Below are 23,495 nucleotides of genomic sequence, written 5' to 3' on the forward strand. Positions count from 1 at the left end.
TATCGATCAGGCGTCTTCCCGCCGCTGCTGAACAGCCCGGCTCGCGCCGCTGGCCGTTGACGTGCTTACCGGCGTGGAGTGATCAGTGTATTTGTTTTCCAGCTTGTTAAGCAAGCGCGACACAGTTTGTGGCGACCCGGTGTTTCGGGCCAGCAGATCATAAACCACCGGTACAATAAACAGTGTCATCAATGTTGTCATCATTACACCAGAGAAAATGACCGTACCCAGCAGCACCCTGCTTTCGGAGCCGGCGCCACTGGCAAAGATAAGGGGCAATGCCCCCATCATGGTGGACAAGGCCGTCATCAGGACCGGGCGCAGACGCATGTCGCAGGCTTCCACCAGGGCTTCACGAAATTCCTTGCCCTCGTCGCGCAACTGATTGGCGAATTCAACAATCAGAATCCCGTTCTTGCTGGCGATGCCGACCAGAATGATCAGCCCAATATTGGTATAAATATTCAAGGTTCCGTCGGTCAGCAATAATCCGATCAGGGCGCCAAAAATCGCCAACGGTACTGTGGTCATGATGACGAGTGGATGCACAAAGCTTTCAAATTGAGCAGCCAGTACCAGGAACACCACCAGCAATGACATACCAAAGATAAATGCCAGACCACCACTGGCTTCTTTCAGCTCCAGTGATTCACCTTTATAGTTGACCTGGGCATGCTCTGGCAGTTCGGTTAATACGGTCTGTTCAAGGAATGCCAGTCCCTCCTCCAGGGTCACGCCTGGCTGTAGACCTGCACTGAGTGTAATCGCGCGCATTCTCATGTAACGATTCAAAGAATTGGGAGACGATGTGTTCTCTACCGTGATCAGGTTGGACAGGGGAATTAACTGTCCACTGCTGTCAGATCTGACATAGATATTGGTCAGATCATCTGGCGAGGCACGCTGACTTTCTTCAGCCTGCAGGATAACGTCATATTCCTCACCGCGATCAGCGAATGTGGTCACCCTGCTCTCGCTCATCATTGCCTGCAGCGTTCGTCCTATCGCCTGGATCGAAACGCCAAGGTCAGCGGCTCTGGTTTTATCTACAGTCACAGTCAGGCTGGGACGCGTTTCCAGGAAGTCTGAATTTATGCGAGTGAATAACCCGCTATCTTCCCCACGCTCAATCAATACATCGCGCCATTGCACGAGCTCTTCGTAAGTACGGCCGCCAATCACAAATTGCACTGGTTGACCGCCACCACCACGCACCAGGCCAGAGCGCATGAACATCATGACCTGCAGGCCAGGCAGGTTTTGCCAGTCCGCAGCAAGTTCATTCATAACCTGCTGAGTCGGTTTCTCCCTGACTTCCCAGTCCGCCAACGCCATGATGGACATGCCACTGCTGACGCCGCTACCGCCACCAAAACCAGGCAGAATGGTGACACTGCTCCTTATTTCACCATTTTCAAGAAACGGCGTAACACCGTCTTGCATGTCATTAACCTGTTCCTGCATGTACGCCATGCTGGCACCTTCGGGGCCGCTCATGCGCACAAAAAACACGCCCTGATCTTCCTGCGGCGCAAACTCAGAAGGCATCTCCATCCACAACAAATAAACACATACGCCTACCAGCACGAGACTGGCCAGAATCGCATAGCGGATGACCAGAGCAAATTCCAGTGCCGCATGGTAACCGCGTTGGAGCCACCGGAAAACACGATCGACTATACGCGTCAAAAAACTCTCGTGGGAGTGACTGTTTAGAAGCTTCGAACTCATCATGGGCGTCAGCGACAAAGCAAGCACTGTCGAAATAACTACGGCTCCACCAATAGTAATGGCAAGTTCGTAAAACAGAATGCCCATGTTGCCTTCCATGAACACAACCGGCACAAATACAGCCAGCAGCACCAGCGTGGTAGCAACGACCGCAAACCCCACCTGTCGCGCACCATTGTAGGAAGCCAGCAATGGCGGTTCTCCGGCTTCGACACGACGCTGTATGTTCTCCAGCACAACAATGGAATCATCCACAATCAACCCAACGCACAGAACCAGTGCCAGCAACGTAATCAGGTTTATCGTCAAACCAAACATCAACATCACCATGAACGCTGACATTAAGCACACAGGAATAGTGACTGCGGGAATCAACATGCTGCGGAACGAACCCAGAAACATGTAGATGACCAGGCTGACAAGAATGACCGTCATAATGATGGTGCTGTAAACCGAATCAATCGCGTATTCGATGAACTCCGCATCGCTGTTGGACAACTCCAGTGTCATGTGATCTGGAAGCGAGGCATTGACACGTTCTGCGACAGCAATGGTATCGCGTAATATCTGCAGGCTGTTTGCGTTGGATTGCCTGACAATTCCAAGCCCGACAGCGTCAACTCCGTTACCACGAAACATGGCCCGATTACTGGCTGCTGCCAGCTCAACACGCGCCACTTCGTTCAACGTCACCAACTGCCCATCGTTGCCGCGACTGATGACCAGTTCCCGAAAATCATCAGGGGACTGATAGACCCGCTCTACACGAACACTGAACTCTCGCTCCAATGAGTCGACACGGCCAGCGGGTAACTCAATATTCTGGCGTCGCAAAGCAGACTCTACATCAAGCACCGTCAGGCCACGGGCGGCAAGCGCAACCCGGTCCAGCCATACACGCATGGCATAACCACCCGTGCCGCTGACCGAAACACCAGCGACACCGTCGATAACTGCAAACTGGTCAACAATATACCGGTCAGCATAGTCGTTAAGCTCCAGAAAGCTCATTTGTGTGCTTTGCAGGTTATAGTAGGCCATGGGTCGTGCGTCTGAATCCGCTTTGGCTATTTCGGGCGGGTCAACGCCCTCCGGCAAGCGACGTGTCACTCGTGACACCTTGTCTCGTATATCATTGGCCGCCTGATCAATGTCGCGGCTAACCGCAAATTCAACGGATACGCGTGAGCTGCCATCGCTACTGGAAGAGCTGATGGTCTGCACGCCTTCAACGCCATTTATCTGGTCTTCAATTAATTGTGTAATCTGGGCTTCTACGATTTCGGCGGAAGCGCCGGGATAACTGGTGCTGACCGACACCACCGGTGGGTTGGTCTCGGGGTATTCCCGTACCGGCAGTTCCATGAAAGAGAGAATGCCGAATGCAACCAGTAGCAAGCTGATTACCGCTGCGAATACCGGGCGTTTGACTGAAACGTCAGACAAAATCATTTTGCGTTATCCTTTCAAAAGAAAACTGGCCGTTACTTGGGAATCGACACGGGCCAATGTCAAGACTGGTCTTCCGGGCCCGCGTTGGTGCCGGCTGCGCTGGTACTGGATTCGCCCGTGCTCATAATGCGAACCGCCTGACCGGGTCGAACCTGTGCAATCCCCTGCGTGATCACCCGTTGCCCCGGAATAACGCCTGACACCACTTCAGCCAGGCCCGGTTGCCTGCGTCCAATCTCTACCTCAACGCGACGGGCTGTGTTTTCTTCATCGACCACAAATACATACTGCCGCCCCTGACTCGGTATCAGCGCTGCCTCTGGCACCACAATGGCGTCGCGTTCGTTTAATGTCAGCCCGACTGTCAGTAACATACCCGGACGTAACACGCGGTCGCTGTTATCTATTTCGGCACGCACCTGCACAGACCGCGTGACCTCGTCGATACGCGAGCCAATGTTCTGCACACGTCCTTCAAAGTCCCGGCCACGGTAGACGATGCTGTTGGCTGTGACGCTCAGACCCGGTTGCAGTTGTGCAAAAAACACTTCCGCAATATTAAAATCGAGTTTGATTGTTGAGATGTCGTCCAGTGTGGTGATGACCATACTGGGCGTGACCAGTGTGCCTTCACTGATGTTGCGAAAGCCCAGCATGCCAGAGAACGGCGCACGAATAAGACGGTCATCCATATTCGCGGCAACCCCTTCGAGTCGGGCCTGTGCTGTGGCGAAGCGGGTTCGCGCGGCCTCCAGGTCTGTCTGTGAAATCAGGTTGGTCGCAATAAGGCTCTGCAGTCTTTCATATTGTCGACGGGCATCATCCAGTTCAGACTGGACTTCGGACAACCTGGCGGCCTCGGCGACGTTAGTCAATTCAACCAGGATATCGCCCTGTTCAACCAGATCGCCATCTTCGAAATGCACCGCAGTGACTGTGTCGGTTACTTTCGCGGTCAGGTTCACCGATTCGTTGGCTTGCGCTGTGCCAATGGATTCAACTTCATCTGCGAATGACTGCCGGGATACGACCGCCACCGTGACTGAGACCGGACCCATGCCTCCCCGCATCATGCCCGGTCCCCCACTGGTGGATTCCTGCGTTAACCGCGTATAAACACCATAGGACAGTGCCAATGCAGCCACTGCAAAAAGTATTACCAAAGGGTGGCGCAGGATAAATCGCAAAATCAGGCTCCAGGGCCATTAAGGCCAGATGAATCAGCAGTCTAGAAGGCAGGTTCAAATATCGCGTAGCATCCGTGAAAGCGCCATTCTAAGCAAGTTGCAACGGTAACAAAGTGTTACCAGCAGCGCTTTATGCGGCAAACAACATCGTAGGTACGACAGGCGACTTGTGGTAGATCTACCCGGCCAGCAAAGAAGCTGTCAAACAGACTCTGTAAACCGCTGCCACAACTCAAGAACTGCAGGAAAGCATGGAACAGCCTGCTCGCTGGCGGGCCCAGTCCGGGCGCCTGGCGGCGAATCGCTGATCCGCTTCGGCCAGGTCCGTGTACGGTTGCTTCAGCAAACGCAGTAAACTGTCAAACTCCGTCCTGTCACCCTGCTCCAGGCCATCAATGGCCTGCTGCACAAGGTAATTACGCAACACAAACTCCGGGTTCGCCGCCCGCATGTTGGCACGTCTGCTGTCTGAATCAGCAGCAAACTGCAGCAAAAACGTTTGGTAAGACTCTTGCCAGTCCCGGAACAATGGCCGGTTCTCTGGTACTACACCCGTTCTGTCACTTCCGGCGAGCGGATACAACGCTGGAGAAATTACATCGATTAGCGATACGGGCGACGAATCGTGCTGACAGGCATACTCAATCAGGCACCGATAAAAGATTGTCATATCGATAGCCTGGCTACACAACAGTCGCTCAAGGCCTCCCAGCAGCTCATCGAAGGACGGATGTTCAACAGCAGCAGCCGGTAAACCCAGCTTGCCTGCCATCATTTCTTTTCTGGCCCGCTCAAACTCGGCTGGCATCGCATTCAACATTGACTGTAATGTCTCGGCATCCTGGATCACCGGATTCAGTGCATTAGCCAGTTGAAAAAGATTCCAGCGCCCAACGGCAGCCTGCTGACCAAAACGATAGCGTCGCTGCCCTTCATCTGTGGTGTTGGGTGTCCAGTCCGGATTGTAATCATCTATCCAGCCATAGGGCCCGTAGTCGATGGTAAGGCCAAGCACGGACATATTGTCGGTGTTCATGACGCCATGCACAAAACCCACCCGCATCCAGTGCGTCACCATATCCTGCGTAGACCGGCATACGCGTGCAAACCAATCGAGGTAAATGACTCTGCGCGCATCTTTGTCACTTTCCGACAGTCTGGTCGCTAGATCAGGGTGATCGGTGCTGATAACAAAGCTCAGCAGGGATTCCAGTAAGTTGAGATCGCCACGGGCTGCCAGCAGTTCAAAGTGGCCAAAGCGCACGAACGAAGGTGCCACGCGACATACAATGGCACCCGGCTCTGCCTTTGGGTTGCCATCGTAGAACATGTCCCGGACGACACGGTCACCTGTCAACACCAGGCTCAGGGCACGAGTTGTTGGCACGCCGAGATAATGCATGGCCTCGCTGCACAGGAATTCTCGTACTGAAGAGCGCAGCACTGCCCTGCCATCGGCCTGCCTTGAGAATGGTGTCGGCCCGGCACCTTTCAGTTGCAGCGTCCAGGCCTTTTCACCGGGGCCGATCACTTCACCCAGATTGATGGCGCGACCATCACCAAGTTGTCCGGCCCAGTTGCCGAACTGATGACCGCCATAAACACTGGCGTGAGGATCCATGCCCGGCAGCAATTCGTTACCAGACAATATCCGGGCAAGTTGTTGTTGATCACAATCGGCTGCAGACAGTCCAATCAATTCCGCCACATCCACGGACAGTGCCAACAGTGATGGCGCCTTCACGGGTGTGGGCTGCACTCTCGAAAACAGGGCGCCACTGACCTGACGACAGAAGTTTTCGTCAATTGAGTCGGCCGGCAGCTGACGACTAAAGCGATTGCTGAAGCGTAGCCTGTCCAGTCCACTTGAGTTACCAGTCAGGGCCATCTAGACGCTCTATCAGAGTTGCATTGGCGGTGCCGCCGCCTTCACAAATCGCCACCAGGCCATAGCGAACTTCACGGCGTTCCAGCTCGTGCAACAATGTGGTCATTAATTTGGCACCGGTGGCCCCCAACGGATGTCCCAGGGCCTGAGCGCCACCATTGACGTTCAGTCGCCGCAGATCGGCGCCCAGTGCTTTTGCCCATGCCAATGGCACTGACCCAAACGCTTCATTGACTTCATACAGATCAATATCGTCGATAGTCAGATCAGCCCGATCAAGCAGTTTTTCGGTGGCCGGAATGGGCCCTTCCAACATGATCTCGGGATCGGAGCCTACCACTACCAGGGTATGAATTCGTGCCCGCACCGGCAGGTTGTATTTCTCCACCGCCCGGCGGCTGGCAATCAGCAGCGCCGCAGAACCATCGGCAATCTGACTGGCAGTACCGGCGGTTATCACGCCATCTTCAAACAGAGTCTTGAGCCCCTGCATTGACTCGATACTGGCGTCATACCGAATGCCTTCGTCCAGAACATGGGTTTCAATACCACCATCAGCTAATGTCACTTCAACAGGCACCACTTCGCGCCGGAAATGGCCGTTGCTGGTGGCTGCCGACGCGCGCTGGTGACTCAGCACGCCAAACTTGTCCAGCTCTTTGCGGCTGATATGGTATTTCTGGGCGAGTAGCTCAGCACCGTTAAACTGACTGAACTCAATGCCGGGGTACAATTCATCGATGCGTTCGCCGCGCGGTATGCCCCGTCCCTTATCCAGTGTGTCATTGATGTTGGAGCCGATAGGAACCAGACTCATGCTTTCAACACCACCGCAAATCACCAGATCCTGCGTTCCGGACATGACCGCCTGAGCGCCAAAATGAATCGCCTGCAATGAGGAGCCGCACTGGCGATCAACAGTAACGCCCGGCACCGATACGTCCAGTCGCGAGGCCAACGCCACATTACGTGCCAGATTACCGGCCTGAGCTCCAATCTGGCTGACGCAGCCAAAGATGACATCATCCACGGCATGAGTTGGCAGCGCTGTTCGATCCAGCAATTCATCAACCACGGCAGCGCCGAGGTCGATCGGATGAATACCACTCAGTTTCCCATTGCGGCGGCCACATGCCGTCCTGACAGCGGCAACAATATACGCTTCGCCCATGTTGTTCTCCCCAACTAAATTATGTGTCCCATCCAGCGTCCGCCAAGCATAACACCGGCCCACAATACCAAGGAAGCGATGCCGGCGAGACGAATTGACAGGGGTATGGTGCGGTCCCAGCCCTCAGCAAGACGGACACTGCGGTGATGAAATATCAACATGTTTACACCGGCCATCAACATCAACAGCATTTTCCACTGGAACGCCGGATTTAGTACATGAGCACTGGCCCGCGTGATAAAGAGGCCAATACCGGTGATGGTGGCCACACTAAAAGCCAGCCAGATCCAGGGCAGAAAGTCCCGACTCAGTAATCGATATGGATAAACCCGTGCCGCAACGCCAGCCAGGCGCAGATCCAGCATCAGCAGTGCCCCCAGCATCAATGTGATACTGATGACGTGTAGTGAATTGAACAGAGGAAAAAGCCAGGTCGCGCCAATCTGTTCGGCCAGCCATGTGTATTCAAGATTTAACCAGAATTCGTGCTGCAACATAGATTTATCCCGGCCAGAACAGATAGTCGGCGTATGCGATCCAACGACCCGACATGGCTGTCATCAGCCAGGCCATTAGCGCTAACAGTGCCGCCAGTTTTATTGGCCAGTGCTGATGCTGTGCAGTGCCATTGCGGTAACTGCGCCAAAGAACTACGGTTAGCAGCAAGGCCAGACACAAAAAGCCGGCTTTGTAGAGGAAAACCGGGTTATTGAGATAACGCTGCGGTCGCGCGAGCAGGAACGGCAGGCCACTGAACAGCATGACCGGTAGCGCGCAAAATAACCAGGGAAACAGACGCTGCATCATTTCCTGAGGCGACTGTCGGCGCCCGGCCAGGTTCAACAGACGCAGATTGATCATGATCGCAGAGGCCATCAACATAGCCAGTCCAAGCAGGTGAATGGTTTGCAGGATGGGAGGCAGCCCCGGTACTGAACTCAGCAGCTTTATGCTCAATTCCGTCATGGCAGCTTCGTATACTGACCTGCCAGCAAGCTGGCGGCTTCATGTTCCGGCATGGGGCGGGCGAAGAAATAGCCCTGCGCTACACGGCACTTCAAGGTTTGCAGCATTTCTACATGCTGCTGCGTCTCCACGCCTTCGGCGATAATGGCAAGGCCCATGTTTTCGCTTAATGACAGAATTGATTTGACCAGCCCGAGTACGCCTTTGTCAGTTGTCATATTGCGGACAAAGCTTTGATCAATTTTAAGTGTCGACACCGGATACTGGTGCAGATAACTCAATGACGAGTAGCCGGTACCAAAGTCGTCAATGGCTATCTGCATTTCGTGTTCTCGACATTGCTGAAGGATCTTTTTCACGCCCTCGGACTGTCGTAACAGAAGCCGTTCGGTAATCTCCAGATGAATCTGAGTTGGATGAATACCGGTTTCATGCAGTGTGAACAGCAGTTCGTCCAGAAACGCGGGGTCGTCAAAGTCCTGTGCTGAGAAATTGACGCTGATAAACAAAGCGGAGTCACCGGTCTGGGTAATCATGCGCTTTAATGTTTTGCAGGCTTCACGAAATGCCCAACGGGTTGCTTCTATGATCAGACCCGTGTCTTCCGCCATGGGTATAAACAGATCAGGCCGCATCCGCCCGGTTTTTGGATGATTCCAGCGCATCAACGCTTCGAATCCAACAATACGTCCGGTATCGATTTCAATAAAGGGCTGGTACTCGAGAAACAGTTCCTTGCGTACGACCGCCACCTTGAATTCATTTGCCATACGGACCGCGTCAAGCACTCTACTCTCTTCAGCGTGGTAGCGTTCCTGCTGTTCCAGCATGGTCGTGACGCCGGCAAACTCGCGGACGTTTTCCGAGCGCTGCAGAATGTCCCGATAGCGCATCAGTATCAGTTTGGTGACCAGACCTACAATCGGATTGGCATTACTGACGGCTCGGCTGAAATCGGCTTTTGATATTTCCAGCAAGCGACAGTCTTCCAGCGCCCGAACCGTTGCGCTGCGCGGCCCGTCATCAACAATCGCCATTTCCCCGATCAGGGTTCCGGGGCCACGGCGGCCCACTTCAATTTCACTGCCATCGGGTCGTTCCAGCACGATCTCGACCCGTCCGCTCTGCATAAAGTAGGCGCACTCACCCGGCTCACCCTGACGCATGATGATCTCACCTGCACGGTACAGCTTTTCTACCTGCAGGCCATCCACTGGATCCAGTACGGGTACCTCCCCAGGGGTCGTGTCCGCGTTGTCCGATGCGGCCTCAGCCTTGGTATCAGGCCCGGCGTTGTTGTCAGGATCTATTTTCACATTCACTACTTTTTTCTAACGACGGATTGGTGACCTGAGTTTACGATGGATTGTCGCTTAACACCAGCAGGCAAGCATCTGAAAGAAAAGGGTATAAAGTCAGCGACAGGCAGCGGGCAAAATCCAAAAAAAAAGAGCAAACCAGAGGTTTGCTCTTTTTAACAGGCCAGTCGACAGAAGTCTCCAGCCCCGGATCTGGTCGGAACGGCAGGATTTGAACCTGCGACCCCTACACCCCCAGTGTAGTGCGCTACCAGACTGCGCTACGCCCCGAAAATCGAGCTGGCATTATACTTGGCTTGTGCCGGCTTGCAAGCCCGACAGGTAATAAACCTGAGCGAAAAAAACAAGGCGGCCCGGGGGGAAACCTGGCCGCCTTGTTAGTGATCTCATGCGTGGTGCGGTGCCTGCCGTCGAAAGCGACGACAGGCAACAGCACTTACATCTCGAACGTTACCCGGCCATAGACCATGCGGCCAGTCGGGTCATACAGGAAGGACTCCACACCACCGAGCAATGGCACTTTCTGCGGTGCCCGGTCAAACAGGTTGCGTGCACCGACAGTGAACGCAAATTCGCCACCAAACGCTTCCAGGCCACGGTAGTTGTAGCTGGCATCGGTAATGGTAGACGCGCGCAGCACGTCGACATCACGATAATTGCTGAACGGCAGGAACTGCTGGAACGAGAACTTGCTGGCATCAAAGGTCATCTCATCGAGGTAACGCACGATCACGTTGACGCTGTGTTGATCACGAGACCAGCCCAGACGAACGTTGGCTTTCCATTCCGGCATTGGCGGTACTGCACCGGTGAGGTTGTTCTGGTTGCCTACGGCTTCCACAACATCCCGATCGGGTGACAGCTGATACTCATAAGTATCTACAAACGTGGCGTCAACGCCAACGTTGAACATACCCAGGTCAGCAACCGGGAACAGATAGTCGAATTTGATATCAATTGCTTCCACCAGCATGCTGGACGCATTGGTGTCACTGCTGATGATACGATCTATCTGCGCAACGTTGTTGGGATCGCGCTGGATACGGGGATCAGACTGAGGACTGGCAACCCAGGCGCGGACCATATCGGCTGGTGGCGTACCCGTACCGGAGTATCCAGTGGCCTGACGGAAGTTAAAGAAGTCAGACGCCAGAATATCAGCCGTGGTGGAGGAGATAATACGATCAGTAAAATCTGTCTCGCTATAGTCGATATCAAGTGTCATGCCTTCCAGCAGGTTCAGCGTAAAACCTATACCCATGGTGTCTGCCGATTCCGGTACCAGATCGGGGTTACCCTGGGAACAGTTGGCAGTGAACGCAGCGAATGTCGTGAACGGATCGGCGACATTGGTCAGACCACAGGACTGCGGCGCATTCAACTGATTGAGTGACGGTGCAATAAACGAGGTACCTTTGGTGGCACGTATCGACAGCCAGTCAGTCGGCAGGTAGATCAGGCCGTACTTCGGATCAGTTGAGCTTTGACCGGTGCTGTACTCTTCGTTTCGCACGGCAACCTGCAGCTCCAGGTTATCCAGGACCGGCAGTGCCAGCTCACCAAAGAACGCGTCCGCTGTTCGGCTGTCGCTGAACGGAAACAGCTGAGTGCCGATAAACACGTCGCCAGTCAGGCTGTGCAGGCTGGGCGTATTGTCAAAACGGTCGTCACGGCGTTGATAACCCACCGCAGCACCAATTTGCCCACCTGGCAGCTCAAACCCGCCCGGCGCGATAACACCATTAAACACCAGATCAAACGTTTGCAGGGTGTCAACATCATCAACACGGTTCTGCACGTAGGTGGAGTCAGCAACTGCCTGAGTGTTCAGGTTATTGCCGTCGGGTGACACAAATGGGTTAAAGCAGGCTTCGCGGTCATTGACCACGTCGCAATTCAGCCCCTGAGTCAAAAAGCCCAGGCTGAAGTTGTTAGCGCGGCTGTTGTCTGTCGAGCGTGCATACATATAAGTCGCTTTACCATCCCAGCCTTCGACAAACGGTACGGTAAAGTCAGCAGACAGCGCAGAGCGGAAGCCAAACAGCAGGCCTGACCCTACGGTAGAACCATCGGCTCCAAGCTGTGATGGCAAGGTGCCATGTTTACCCCAAGGACGCCAGGCTGAGAACGCAACATCTTCGTTAAACGGGATACCGCTCGGGTCACGAATTACCTGACCGTTAGGACCACGATCGGGCACACCATCACCGTTGGCATCCTGAGCAAATAGCTGATTGCCATTTGCATCCTGCGCCGGGAACGGGTTGCCAGGCAACTCGCCACGAATATCGGGCAGCTCACCGGTTCGACCACCAGGGTTAGACGGTGAACCACGGTTGGCCGTCCAGCGCTTGTAGTAGCTCCATTGACCAGAAAGCGTCAGGTCTGAGCTGACGTCGTATGTCAGGTGTGTGAACGCCTGCGCTGAATCCTGCGCAGCACGGTAATCCCAGAACTCTCCAAAATCGAACCAGCACTGGCCGCCAAAGGTGAAACCGTTGGGGTTATTGCCAACCTGGGTAGGATCCTGACGGACACCGCCGCAATTAGGGTCAGAGCGGACGGCAGTGGCACCGGTCAAATCGCCGTTCTCATCACGCAACGGCACGCGGTAACGGCCCGGGTTAGGTGTGCTTGAGGATGTCAGGCCAGCATTCATCAGCTCGGGCCGATCAATCATTTTCAGTCGACCATTGGTGCGGTATTCACCGGCAACAACAATGTCGATCCCGTTCCATTCGGTACCTGCCAGCAGGCTGAACTGATCGTCAGTGTAATCGCCACGGTCATCGCCCTGGCGATATGCTTCCAGCCGCACACCGTCATAGGATTTGCGTGGCACAAAGTTGACCACACCAGCAACTGCCTGAGAGCCGTAAAGAGCAGCGGCACCATCTGTCACAATATCCAGACGGGCAATGGCGATCTGTGGCAGGAAGGTATTGACGTTAGTGCCAATAACACGCATGCCATCGACCAGGTTCAATGTAGCACCGGCCCCCAGGCCACGCAGATTGATTGACGTCGCGGTGCTTGATGCACCTGTTAACGAGTTTTGAGTAACTGAAGAACCTTGGTTAAAGCTCAGGTTATTGATGACATCACCCATGTTGGGTGTGCCTTCAGTGGCAATGTCTTCAGCATCAAATTGAAGAATTGGAGATGCCGCCTGAAATCCTTCAGTGCGGCGGATAAAGGAGCCGGTTACAACAACTTCCTCTACCTCAGGTGATCCTTGTTGAGCAATGGCAGCGCCAGTAGGCACTAACAGGCTTGCAGCAATTGCTGCGGATAGCAGTTTGACTCTGTAAGTAAAAACAGACTTTGGTTTCATCCATAGACCTCTAGCATTTTTTATGATTGTAGGTCTGCCACACAGATGGGATGCATGACAACAAGTGGCAATATTTTTTGCCTTTTTGCATCCGACAGCACACTTGGTACCTTCGAATCGCTGATGGACTATATCACTGCAGATTATGTTGTAAAGGCCAAAAGGTGACGAATTGTTACGCCATCCCGGACAACTGTTCGGTATGGCACCTTTACACTGCAATTAATGTGAGAGATCTGGAACCTGAGGCGGGGGTAATGAGTACAAAGGACAGAGCCAGAGCATGAGTCTGAGTCTGAGCAAGGTCAAAACAGAAAAGAGAGGAAATGGAATAGGAACAGGAGAGAACTCAAAGCATGAGCGAAATCAAAGAAAAGACAACGCTTCTTCCAGTTCCTTGATCATCTGTTTGAGCTCAGCTGATTCAACAGCGGGTCCGGCAGAGGTTTCCTGGTGACCATTCATGCGCTGGCGCGCACCACCGATGGTAAAGCCCTGTTCGTATAGCAAGGATTTGATCTGACGGATCAGTAGGACGTCTTCGCGCTGGTAATAACGACGATTGCCTCGGCGCTTGACAGGTTTCAGTTGCGGGAATTCCTGCTCCCAGTAACGTAGCACGTGAGGCTTCACTGTACACAGTTCACCTACTTCGCCAATGGTGAAGTATCGTTTCGCCGGTATCGGCGGAAGTTCCTTGGTGCTATTGGGTTCCAGCATACTTTTCTACCCGCGCCTTCAACTTCTGCCCTGGCCGGAATGTGACAACACGTCGCGCCTTGATTGGAATTTCTTCACCGGTTTTGGGGTTTCGACCCGGACGCTGCTTTTTGTCGCGCAAGTCGAAATTACCGAATCCGGACAGTTTAACCTGCTCACTGCTTTCCAGTGCCAGCCGGATTTCCTCAAAAAACTGTTCAACCAGTTCCTTGGCTTCGCGTTTATTGACGCCGAGCTCATCAAATAAGCGTTCGGCCATCTCAGCTTTTGTCAGTGCGCCCTTCTCCATGCTTATTTCCTTAACTTTGCATTAAATTTGTCTTCCAGGCCTTTGACACAACGCTCAATTATCACATTGATATCGTCGTCGCCTAGAGTGCGCGAAGGATGCTGCCAGGTCAAGCCCAGAGCCACACTTTTTTTGTTTTTACCCAGTGCATCACCTTGAAATACATCAAATATTCGTAAACCGACGAGGAATTCGCCTGCTTCTGCCTGCAAATACTCTCGCAATGCACCTGAGGTCACCTGTTGATCAAGTACCACGGCCAGATCGCGACTCACCTCCGGGAAGCGTGACAGCGGGCTGAATTGTGGCACTGTCGCTGACAGTAATGAGTCAAGTTCGATTTCGAAAACAAATACACGCTGACTTAAATCCAGCTCACGCTGAAGCTGAGGTGACAGCGCTCCGATATGCCCAACATGCCTGCCATTAAGGACAACTCTTGCACTCTGCCCACTGTGCAGGGCCGGGTGATGCGCGCTTTCGAAGGTGAAGGCATCGCCGTGACCGGTTAACGCCAACAGGGTTTCAAGGTCACCCTTAAGATCAAAATAGTCCACAGCCTCCCTGCCCTGCGACCATTCAGCCGGTTGACGGGAACCATAAACCAGACCAGCCAGCATTTCTGGCTGCCTGATCGTCTGTTCGTGGTCGCCTTCACGACGCAGGAAAATCTGCCCTGTCTCAAATATTCTTACCCGCGGCTGTTGCCGGTTCACATTATATTTGAGTGTGCTGATCAGGCCAGGCCAAAGACTGGTTCGCATAACCGACATGTCAGCCGATATTGGGTTCTGCAACGGCACCGGAGGCGGACTGGGCTGAACTGACGCCATCAGTTCCGGTTCAACAAAACTGTAGGTAATGACCTGCTGATAACCCAGCGTCACCAGACGTTCGCGTAAACGTGCCATGCCCACATCGGCTTCGGGCTGATCCGGTAATTGCATGCGAACTGCCGGCTGTGTTACCGGTAATTTGTCATAGCCATGCACACGGGCCAGTTCCTCAATCAGGTCAGCCTCAATGCTGATATCAAAGCGGTAGGATGGCACAGAGAAGCGCATCTCCGTGTCAGATACTTCGATAGATTCCATTCCCAGGCTATTGAGAATACGAACAATTTCATCGGAGCTCATGGCCATGCCGAGCAGTTTTAACACATTCTCTGGCTTGAGCGTCACTTCACGTCTGGCAGGCAAGTCGCCCAGCTGTTCGGTAACAGGGCCTGCTTCGCCGCCACATATTTCGAGCAACAATGCTGTTGCGCGCTCCATGGCCAGTCCCTGAATTTCGAAGTCCACACCCCGCTCGTAGCGATGCGAGGCGTCAGTATGCAGGCCATAACGGCGGGCGCGCCCCACCACCGCCAATGGTGCAAAGAACGCACATTCGAGAAATACATCACGGGTCGCTTCCGTGACGCCGCTGTGCTCACCACCCATGACGCCGGCCAGAGCCAGCGGTCCGGATGCATCCGCTATCAATAAGGTATCCGCGTCCGGTTGCACCGTCTTGCCATCGAGCAGCACCAGCTCATCATCTGCGCTCGCCATCCGTACACAGATTTCCTGGTTCAGACTCAACAGATCAAAGGCATGCATGGGCTGCCCCAGCTCCAGCAGAACATAGTTGGTGATATCAACGACGGGATCGATACTGCGCAAACCACAGCGACGCAGCTTTTCCTGCATCCACAAGGGTGTCGCAGCCGTCACGTCGATATTGCGCACGACCCGGCCCAGATAGCGTGGGCATGCGTCAGGGGCAGCAAGACGGACGGGGAACGTATCCTCAATCGTGGCAGCTACATTGGGTATTTGTGGCCCCGCGACCTTCACGTCATTCAGCGCGCCTATTTCGCGCGCAATACCGTTGATGCCAAGGCAATCGCCACGATTGGGCGTCAGGTCCAGTTCAAAGAAGCTGTCGTCCAGCTCCAGGTAGTTGCGAATATCAGTACCGGCAGGCGCATCGGCCGGCAATTCGAACAAGCCGTCCGCGGCTTCAGACAGACCAAGCTCGGCCGCCGAACACAACATGCCATCAGACTCGACGCCGCGTAATCTGGCTTTCTTGATGCGAAACGTTTTACCCGCTTCGGCGCCTGGTAGTTCCGCGCCGATGGTGGCATACGGTACTTTCAGGCCAACGCGAACATTGGGCGCGCCACAAACGACCTGAAGTGTTTGCTGACCGTCGTTTACCGAGCAAATGCGTAACTTGTCTGCATCAGGATGCGGTCGAACGTCGGTCACCTCAGCCACAATGACACCACTGAAGGCAGCAGCCACCGGACCATGTGCATCCACTTCCAGGCCAGCCATGGTAAGCTGAAATACCAGTCGCTCAGCTGTCAGCAGTGACGGATCAATGCTGTCATCCAGCCACTCTCGAATCCATTGTTGTGTGAAGATCATGTCTTGAGGCTCTTTTTATTGCGGTGCGGCGTGCATGGAAAAGGTCAGTTGAACTGTTTAAGAAAACGCAGATCGTTTTCAAAAAACAGACGCAGATCATTGACGCCATAGTGCAGCATGGCCAGACGTTCGACGCCCATGCCAAAGGCGTAACCGCGATACTGTTCACTGTCGATACCCGACGCTTCCAGGACAGACGGATGCACCATGCCGCAGCCCAGCACTTCCAGCCACCCGGTCTGCTTGCAGACACGACAGCCCTTGCCTTCGCACATAACGCAGCTCATGTCGACTTCAGCTGAGGGCTCGGTGAACGGAAAATAGGATGGACGAAAGCGTACGGCCAGATCAGCCTCAAAGAACGCCCGCAGGAAGTCCTCCAACGTGCCTTTCAGATCGGCAAAGCTGACATTTTCAGCAATCAGCAGGCCTTCTATCTGATGAAACATCGGTGTGTGCGTCAGATCAGAGTCGCAGCGGTAAACTCGGCCTGGGCAGATCATGCGGAATGGGGGCTTGCCCTGTTCCATGACCCTTACCTGTACCGGAGACGTATGCGTGCGCAGCACAGTCGATGGATTAATATAGAAGGTGTCGTGCATGGCACGAGCCGGGTGATGCCCGGGGATATTGAGAGCCTCGAAGTTGTGATAATCATCTTCGATCTCGGGCCCTTCCGCCACGCTATAACCAACCGATTCGAACAGGCGCTGAATCCGGTCAATGGTACGGCTGACCGGGTGCAGACCACCGGCTGACTGACGTCGCCCGGGCAGCGTGACATCGATTGTCTCCTGAGCCAGTTGTGATTCCATTGCCTGCGCTACCAGCGTCTCTCGTCTGGCATCCAGCGCCTCCTGTATTCGGCGCTTGGCAATATTAATGGATTCACCGGCCGCCGGCCGCTGCTCGGCAGGCAGTTTGCCCAAGCCTTTAAGCAGATCGGTCAGCTGTCCTTTTTTACCGAGATAATCAACCCGCAATTGTTCCAGCGCGCGCTCGTCAGTCGTCGCGTCGATGGCCTGCAGGGCTGTGTCTAACAGAGTTGTTGTATCAGTCATGGATTAATCCGCTTATACCATGAAAGCACAAAGCCGGAACGGGACATTAGGAAAACCCGGACCGGCTCTGCAAAGGTAACGCTATTACTTACGCCAGGGCGGCTTTTGCCTGATTCACCAGCGCAGCAAAAGCTGCTTTATCGTGTACAGCCAGATCGGCCATGACGCGACGATCTACAGCGATGTTGGCTTTCTTCAAACCAGCAATCAATTGGCTGTAAGTCATACCATTGACGCGTGACTGCGCGTTGATACGCGTGATCCACAGCGAGCGGAATACCCGCTTCTTGGTACGACGGTCGCGGTAAGCGTACTGACCGGCTTTGATCACTGCCTGGAACGCTACGCGATACACACGGCTACGGGCACCGTAGTAACCTTTTGCCGCTTTCAGAATCTTTTTGTGACGGCGACGTGCCGTTACGCCTCGTTTAACTCGGGCCATATCAGTCTCCTCGGAATCCTAAATGATTAAATTTTGCGCAACATGCGGTCGATCAACGGCTTATCGCTGGCAGCAACCAGTGAAGTACCGCGCAGATGACGTTTGCGCTTGGTGGTCATTTTGGTGAGGATGTGGCTCTTGTTAGCGCTTTTGCACTTCCAGCCGCTCGCTGTCTTCTTGAAGCGCTTGGAGGCGCCACTGTGGGTCTTCATCTTGCTCATTTCGGGTATTACTCCGCATTTATCAGCCATCACTGGCGATACAGTTTAGATAAACGAAGGCTTGACCGGTGTCAGGCCTTCTTCTTCTTCGTCGGTGCCAGAACCATTACGATCTGACGACCTTCCATCTTGGGGGTCTGCTCGACGGTACCGTAGTCTTCCAGATCTTTAGCGATCCGCTGTACCAATTCGAGTCCAAGATGCTGATGGGCGAGTTCGCGTCCACGGAATCTTAGCGATACCTTGGCCTTGTCCCCATCTTCTAGGAAACGTATCAGGTTGCGTAGTTTTACCTGATAATCCCCTTCTTCCGTCCCTGGTCGAAACTTTATTTCTTTAATCTGGGTCTTGCGCTGCTTTTTCTTGCTGGCAGCCTTCTGCTTCTTGATATCAAAGACATGCTTGCCGTAATCCATGATTTTGCAGACTGGTGGTTCAGCATCAGGAGCGATCAACACCAGGTCAAGCTTGGCCTCTGCGGCTTCCGCTCGTGCTTCCTCAATCGTCACAACGCCTTTTTGCTCACCATCAGCCAGTACCAGACGGACTTCGGTGGCTTCAATATTTTCGTTAATGACGGGTTTTTTGGAACTGCTCTTCATATTCGACAGCGTCTTCTCTCCTGTATAAGTTTAAATTGGGCTCGCCGGTGACTTTCAGTTACCGGTACGACCCAGGCGCGCGACCTCTGTTGCCAGATGCTCAGCGAATGCCTCAAGTGTCATGGTGCCCAGATCCTGGCCATCCTGCGTACGGACGGAAATCTGACCGTTTTCCATTTCCCGGTCACCAGCTACCAGCAGAAATGGAACCTTCTGCATGGTGTGCTCGCGAATTTTAAAGCCGATCTTCTCATTTCTCAAGTCCGCACTGACCCGAAATCCCTTTTCTGCCAATATTTTACGTACTTTTTCGCAATAATCGCCCTGTTTGTCGGTAATATTAAGAATTACCGCCTGCTCAGGTGCCAGCCAGACCGGCAACGCGCCGGCATAATGCTCGATGAGAACGCCAATAAAACGCTCGAATGATCCCAGAATCGCGCGATGCAACATGACCGGCACCTTTCGGTTGCCATCTTCCGCCACATACTGCGCACCCAGGCGCTCTGGCATTGAGAAATCCACCTGAATGGTGCCGCACTGCTGAATCCGGCCCATGCAGTCTTTCAGGGAGAATTCGATCTTGGGTCCGTAAAACGCCCCCTCGCCCGGCAGCAACTCCCAAGCCAGGCCGCTGTTATTCAGTGCCTGACGCAGCGCCTCTTCGGACTTGTCCCACATCTCATCACTGCCAACCCGTTTTTCAGGTCGTGTAGACAGGCGCAGGATGATCTCATCAAAGCCAAAATCTTTATAAACCCGGAACAGCAGCTCCATGAACTGGGCTACCTCGTCCTGAATAGCAGATTCGGCGCAGAATATGTGCGCATCATCCTGAGTAAAGCTGCGTACGCGCATCAGGCCGTGCATGGAGCCTGAGGGCTCAAAACGGTGGCAGGAGCCAAATTCAGCCAGCCGCAACGGCAGGTCACGGTAGCTTTTTAACCCCTGATTAAACACCTGCACGTGGCACGGGCAATTCATGGGTTTGATGGCATACATGCGATTTTCAGATTCAACGCTGAACATCTCATCGGCAAACTTGTCAGCATGGCCGGATTTTTCCCACAATGTGTAGTCGACCAGTTGTGGTGTTCGGATTTCCTGGTAGCCACTCTCATTCTGCAGCTTCTGCATGTAATGTTGAATGGTCTGGTAAATCGACCAGCCTTTGGGGTGCCAGAACACCATGCCGGGGGCTTCTTCCTGAAAGTGAAACAGATCCAGTTTTTTGCCGATTTTACGATGATCGCGTTTCTGGGCTTCTTCCAGCCGGAACAGATAGTCGGCGAGCGCCTTTTTGTCACCCCAGGCCGTGCCATAAATGCGCTGAAGCATTTCGTTGCTGGCATCGCCGCGCCAGTAGGCGCCTGCGACTGATGTCAGTTTGAACGCTTTGAATTTGCCGGTATTGGGTACATGCGGGCCACGGCACAGGTCAATGAAGTCACCCTGACGGTAGAATGACAACTCCTCGTTGCCGGGAATGTCCTTGATTATCTCGACTTTGTACTTCTCGCCCATCTTGTCAAACATGGCAATGGCGTCATCACGACTCATCACTTCACGTGAGACCGGCAGGTTTTCCTTGACGATTTCACCCATGGCCTTTTCGATCTGCGCCAGATCTTCCGGGGTGAAAGCGCGTTCGTAGGCAAAATCGTAGAAAAAACCATCTTCGATGACCGGGCCTATGGTGACCTGCGCCTCCGGAAACAGACGCTGCACTGCCTGCGCCATCAAGTGTGCACAGGAGTGCCGGATCACATCAAGGCCATCGGCATCACGTTCGGTAATAATCGCCAGCTCCGCATCATCGGTAATCAGATACGAGGTGTCGACCAGAGTGCCATCCACACGCCCGGCCAGCGCCGCCTTGGCCAGGCCGGCACCTATGGATTCAGCGACTTGCGCTACCGTTACGGATGCGTCAAAGCTACGTTGACTGCCGTCAGGAAGAGTAATTGCAGGCATAGGATGAAGTGTTTATCAATTAAAGGTCGGTTTAAAGAAAAGCAACACGAAGCGTGACTCCAAGAAATGTCAGCTTCAGGGCAGAAAGGTGGTAGGCACGACCAGATTCGAACTGGTGACCTCTACCATGTCAAGGTAGCGCTCTAACCAACTGAGCTACGCGCCTGTAATTCGCTTTACAACTGTTTACAGAAATCGCCGACCAAACTGCTTTTGGGGTGCTTTTATCAAGGTTGGCGATTATAGGGGGAGCGGACTAAAACTACAATAGCAAGTACCAGAGCTGACAGTGTTTTTCGCCCGTTTTTAGCAGTTTTACACCTGCAGCAGCTGTTTGCGCAGAACAGCGACTTCATCACGCAGTCTGGCTGCCTCCTCAAACTCAAGATTCCTGGCCAATTCCAGCATACGAGCCTCAATACGCGCTATCTCCCGAGTCAATGATTTAACGTCGAGTGCCACATCGGGTTGCGCTCCTGTACCGTAGGCGGCAATTTTTTCTGCTACCGAGGCTGACTGGCGACTACGCTTTCGGTTCTTGCCCTCGCCATTGGCGCCGCCGTAGGCACCTTCCATGACATCCATGATGCTCTTGTTAACGCCTGCCGGCGTAATATTGTTGGCAGTATTAAACGCCACCTGGATCTCGCGGCGACGGTCAGACTCGTCCATGGCCCGCTGCATGGAGCCGGTAACACGATCCGCATACAGGATGGCCCGACCGCGAATATTACGCGCCGCCCGGCCCATGGTCTGGATAAGAGAGCGTTCGGAGCGCAAAAAGCCTTCCTTATCGGCGTCCAGAATCGCAACCAGAGACACCTCCGGTATATCCAGCCCCTCGCGCAACAGATTGATGCCGACCAGAACATCGAAGTTGCCCAGACGAAGGTCCCGGATAATCTCGGAGCGTTCGACCGTGTCGATATCTGAATGCAGGTAGCGCACCCGCACATCATGATCCATCAGATAGTCAGTCAGATCCTCTGCCATGCGCTTGGTCAGCACCGTCACCAGCACCCGTTCCTGGCGGACGACAATCTGACGGATTTCCGATAACAGATCATCCACCTGAGTTCCGGCTGGCCGTACCTCGACCGCCGGATCAATCAGCCCCGTCGGACGCACCACCTGGCGCACGGTCTGGCCAGCGCGGTCGGCTTCATACGGGCCCGGCGTTGCCGACACAAATATGAGTTGTGGTGTCAACGACTCCCATTCTTCGAAACGCAGCGGGCGGTTGTCCATTGCTGACGGCAGCCGGAACCCGTACTGCACAAGTGTTTCCTTGCGCGAACGGTCACCCTTATACATCGCACCAATCTGCGGTATTGAGACGTGTGATTCATCAACAATCACCAGCGCATCAGGTGGCAGGTAGTCAAACAATGTGGGTGGCGGCTGTCCTGACTGTCGTCCGGACAAATAACGCGAGTAGTTCTCAATACCGGTGCAGTATCCCAGCTCATTCATCATTTCCAGATCAAACTTGGTTCGCTGCGAAAGCCGCTGCGCTTCAACCAGCTGATGGTTGCTTTCCAGTTGCAACACACGTTCATTCAATTCGACCTTTATCTGATCGAGCGCGTCGAGAACCTTCTCTCTGGGCGTCACATAATGAGATTTCGGAAATATAGTTAGACGCGGTACTTTACGTAATACTTCGCCAGTCAGCGGATCAAAGAAAGCCAGGTTCTCTATTTCGTCATCAAACAGTTCGATGCGCACAGCATATTTTTCCGAGTCTGCTGGGTACACATCAATGACATCGCCACGCACACGATAGGTAGCACGCTGCAACTCCATGTCGTTACGGGTGTACTGCATATCTGCGAGTCGGCGCAAAATGTAACGCTGATCAACCTTGTCACCGCGATCCAGGTGTAGCACCATTTTCAGGTACGAGCCCGGATCACCAAGGCCATAAATCGCTGAAACCGTTGCTACCACGATGACATCTCGCCGCTCCAGCAGCGCCTTGGTTGCCGACAGACGCATCTGCTCTATGTGTTCGTTTATTGATGAATCTTTTTCGATATACAGATCAGACGAAGGTACGTAGGCCTCTGGCTGATAGTAATCATAGTAGGACACAAAATATTCGACAGCGTTGTCGGGAAAGAACTCGGCAAACTCGCCATAAAGCTGAGCCGCCAGCGTCTTGTTGGGCGCCATAACCAGAGCCGGACGCTGTGTTTTTTCGATGACGTTGGCAATGGTAAAGGTCTTGCCTGAGCCGGTGACCCCCAACAGGGTTTGAGCCAGCAACCCCTCCTCCAGGCCGTCAGCCAGCGCTTCAATCGCAGCCGGCTGATCCCCGGCCGGTTCGAAGGGTGAAAACATTTTGAATTGATTGCTCATGCCCCGCAGTATACACGGTTGCCATCCCGGTAAGCGATGGACGCAGGCAAACGTGGCACGCATATAACATGTAGACTGTCGGCGTCTGTCGCAACCATCAAAAGATGACAATCAAGGGTTGACCCTTCTTAAAAATCTCATTAGTATACGCGTCCTGTTGAGGTCACTCAGTTGACCAGCACAATTGCCCAATAGCTCAATGGTAGAGTAGGTGACTGTTAATCACTTGGTTCCTGGTTCGAGTCCAGGTTGGGCAGCCATATTCCCCTCCCTCCCCCGGTTGCATGAAGTTCCTTCGCAAATGACTCCATCCGAAATGGCAATGTAGCACTCTAACACTGGCATCATTTATATCTG

17 protein-coding genes and 3 tRNA genes are annotated in these 23,495 nt (G+C 53.7%); 1 reads left to right on the forward strand and 19 read right to left on the reverse strand.

All coding sequences use genetic code 11. The features are described 5' to 3' along the window. Positions 1-6 precede the first annotated feature (6 nt). From PHACT_RS01495 to uvrB, 19 genes are all read right to left on the reverse strand, one after another. Entirely contained in the window at positions 7-3,183 is a 3,177-nt protein-coding gene (locus PHACT_RS01495) for an efflux RND transporter permease subunit (protein ID WP_070115603.1), read from the reverse strand. A 59-nt stretch (positions 3,184-3,242) separates the two neighbouring features. Beyond that, positions 3,243-4,370, reverse strand: a complete 1,128-nt coding sequence (locus PHACT_RS01500; protein WP_083264252.1) for an efflux RND transporter periplasmic adaptor subunit — start codon at positions 4,368-4,370, stop codon at positions 3,243-3,245. Between the two features lie 232 nt (positions 4,371-4,602). Beyond that, positions 4,603-6,258, reverse strand: coding sequence for a protein adenylyltransferase SelO (locus PHACT_RS01505; protein WP_070115605.1), 1,656 nt, complete (start codon positions 6,256-6,258; stop codon positions 4,603-4,605). Beyond that, a complete protein-coding gene (locus tag PHACT_RS01510) occupies positions 6,242-7,429 on the reverse strand; it encodes an acetyl-CoA C-acyltransferase (protein ID WP_070115606.1) in 1,188 nt (395 codons plus the stop codon). Before PHACT_RS01510 ends, PHACT_RS01505 begins: the two co-directional genes overlap by 17 nt. Before the next feature lie 14 nt (positions 7,430-7,443). Next, positions 7,444-7,926, reverse strand: a complete 483-nt coding sequence (locus PHACT_RS01515) for a DUF6644 family protein (protein WP_070115607.1) — start codon at positions 7,924-7,926, stop codon at positions 7,444-7,446. 4 nt (positions 7,927-7,930) lie between these two features. Beyond that, on the reverse strand, positions 7,931-8,395 hold the full coding sequence (locus PHACT_RS01520; protein ID WP_070115608.1) for a DUF6644 family protein: 465 nt from the start codon (positions 8,393-8,395) through the stop codon (positions 7,931-7,933). Then, positions 8,392-9,711, reverse strand: a complete 1,320-nt coding sequence (locus tag PHACT_RS01525) for an EAL domain-containing protein (RefSeq protein WP_245730543.1) — start codon at positions 9,709-9,711, stop codon at positions 8,392-8,394. Before PHACT_RS01525 ends, PHACT_RS01520 begins: the two co-directional genes overlap by 4 nt. A gap of 196 nt (positions 9,712-9,907) precedes the next feature. Next, positions 9,908-9,984 (reverse strand) — tRNA-Pro (locus PHACT_RS01530). Positions 9,985-10,150: 166 nt separating this feature from the next. Further along, on the reverse strand, positions 10,151-13,048 hold the full coding sequence (locus PHACT_RS01535) for a TonB-dependent receptor domain-containing protein (protein ID WP_070115609.1): 2,898 nt from the start codon (positions 13,046-13,048) through the stop codon (positions 10,151-10,153). Between the two features lie 366 nt (positions 13,049-13,414). Next, the gene (locus PHACT_RS01540) at positions 13,415-13,768 is read right to left on the reverse strand and encodes a MerR family transcriptional regulator (protein ID WP_070115610.1); all 354 of its coding nucleotides are present in this window, start codon (positions 13,766-13,768) and stop codon (positions 13,415-13,417) included. Continuing rightward, positions 13,752-14,057, reverse strand: a complete 306-nt coding sequence (gene ihfA, locus PHACT_RS01545; RefSeq protein WP_070115611.1) for an integration host factor subunit alpha — start codon at positions 14,055-14,057, stop codon at positions 13,752-13,754. Before ihfA ends, PHACT_RS01540 begins: the two co-directional genes overlap by 17 nt. 2 nt (positions 14,058-14,059) lie before the next feature. Then, positions 14,060-16,474 carry a phenylalanine--tRNA ligase subunit beta gene (gene pheT / locus PHACT_RS01550; RefSeq protein WP_070115612.1) on the reverse strand — a complete coding sequence of 805 codons (2,415 nt, stop codon included), beginning with the start codon at positions 16,472-16,474 and terminating at the stop codon, positions 14,060-14,062. A gap of 44 nt (positions 16,475-16,518) precedes the next feature. After that, the gene (pheS, locus tag PHACT_RS01555) at positions 16,519-17,535 is read right to left on the reverse strand and encodes a phenylalanine--tRNA ligase subunit alpha (RefSeq protein WP_070115613.1); all 1,017 of its coding nucleotides are present in this window, start codon (positions 17,533-17,535) and stop codon (positions 16,519-16,521) included. An 88-nt stretch (positions 17,536-17,623) separates the two neighbouring features. Next, on the reverse strand, positions 17,624-17,980 hold the full coding sequence (gene rplT, locus PHACT_RS01560; protein WP_070115614.1) for a 50S ribosomal protein L20: 357 nt from the start codon (positions 17,978-17,980) through the stop codon (positions 17,624-17,626). Between the two features lie 26 nt (positions 17,981-18,006). Next, positions 18,007-18,201 (reverse strand): 50S ribosomal protein L35, encoded by a 195-nt coding sequence (rpmI, locus tag PHACT_RS01565; RefSeq protein ID WP_070115615.1) that lies wholly within the window; start codon positions 18,199-18,201, stop codon positions 18,007-18,009. A 71-nt stretch (positions 18,202-18,272) separates the two neighbouring features. Then, entirely contained in the window at positions 18,273-18,803 is a 531-nt protein-coding gene (gene infC / locus PHACT_RS01570; protein WP_070115616.1) for a translation initiation factor IF-3, read from the reverse strand. Between the two features lie 54 nt (positions 18,804-18,857). Beyond that, a complete protein-coding gene (gene thrS, locus PHACT_RS01575) occupies positions 18,858-20,777 on the reverse strand; it encodes a threonine--tRNA ligase (protein WP_070115617.1) in 1,920 nt (639 codons plus the stop codon). Positions 20,778-20,866: 89 nt separating this feature from the next. Next, a tRNA-Val gene (locus PHACT_RS01580) sits at positions 20,867-20,943 on the reverse strand. Between the two features lie 149 nt (positions 20,944-21,092). Continuing rightward, complete coding sequence (gene uvrB, locus PHACT_RS01585; protein ID WP_070115618.1) at positions 21,093-23,138, reverse strand: excinuclease ABC subunit UvrB; 2,046 nt, start codon at positions 23,136-23,138, stop codon at positions 21,093-21,095. A 185-nt stretch (positions 23,139-23,323) separates the two neighbouring features. On the opposite strand from uvrB, the gene PHACT_RS01590 reads away from it, so the two are divergent. Further along, positions 23,324-23,398 (forward strand) — tRNA-Asn (locus tag PHACT_RS01590). The last annotated feature ends 97 nt before the right edge of the window (positions 23,399-23,495 follow it).

Origin of the sequence: Pseudohongiella acticola (assembly GCF_001758195.1) — a bacterium.
GTDB lineage: Bacteria > Pseudomonadota > Gammaproteobacteria > Pseudomonadales > Pseudohongiellaceae > Pseudohongiella > Pseudohongiella acticola.

Bases quoted from the DNA above. Each gene is read 5' to 3' on its own strand.
- PHACT_RS01495 (WP_070115603.1), bottom strand. From the start codon at position 3,183: ATGATTTTGTCTGACGTTTCAGTCAAACGCCCGGTATTCGCAGCGGTA.
- PHACT_RS01505 (WP_070115605.1), bottom strand. From the start codon at position 6,258: ATGGCCCTGACTGGTAACTCAAGTGGACTGGACAGGCTACGCTTCAGC.
- PHACT_RS01510 (WP_070115606.1), bottom strand. From the start codon at position 7,429: ATGGGCGAAGCGTATATTGTTGCCGCTGTCAGGACGGCATGTGGCCGC.
- PHACT_RS01515 (WP_070115607.1), bottom strand. From the start codon at position 7,926: ATGTTGCAGCACGAATTCTGGTTAAATCTTGAATACACATGGCTGGCC.
- PHACT_RS01520 (WP_070115608.1), bottom strand. From the start codon at position 8,395: ATGACGGAATTGAGCATAAAGCTGCTGAGTTCAGTACCGGGGCTGCCT.
- PHACT_RS01535 (WP_070115609.1), bottom strand. From the start codon at position 13,048: ATGAAACCAAAGTCTGTTTTTACTTACAGAGTCAAACTGCTATCCGCA.
- PHACT_RS01540 (WP_070115610.1), bottom strand. From the start codon at position 13,768: ATGCTGGAACCCAATAGCACCAAGGAACTTCCGCCGATACCGGCGAAA.
- ihfA (WP_070115611.1), bottom strand. From the start codon at position 14,057: ATGGAGAAGGGCGCACTGACAAAAGCTGAGATGGCCGAACGCTTATTT.
- pheT (WP_070115612.1), bottom strand. From the start codon at position 16,474: ATGATCTTCACACAACAATGGATTCGAGAGTGGCTGGATGACAGCATT.
- pheS (WP_070115613.1), bottom strand. From the start codon at position 17,535: ATGACTGATACAACAACTCTGTTAGACACAGCCCTGCAGGCCATCGAC.
- rplT (WP_070115614.1), bottom strand. From the start codon at position 17,980: ATGGCCCGAGTTAAACGAGGCGTAACGGCACGTCGCCGTCACAAAAAG.
- rpmI (WP_070115615.1), bottom strand. From the start codon at position 18,201: ATGAGCAAGATGAAGACCCACAGTGGCGCCTCCAAGCGCTTCAAGAAG.
- infC (WP_070115616.1), bottom strand. From the start codon at position 18,803: ATGAAGAGCAGTTCCAAAAAACCCGTCATTAACGAAAATATTGAAGCC.
- thrS (WP_070115617.1), bottom strand. From the start codon at position 20,777: ATGCCTGCAATTACTCTTCCTGACGGCAGTCAACGTAGCTTTGACGCA.
- uvrB (WP_070115618.1), bottom strand. From the start codon at position 23,138: ATGAGCAATCAATTCAAAATGTTTTCACCCTTCGAACCGGCCGGGGAT.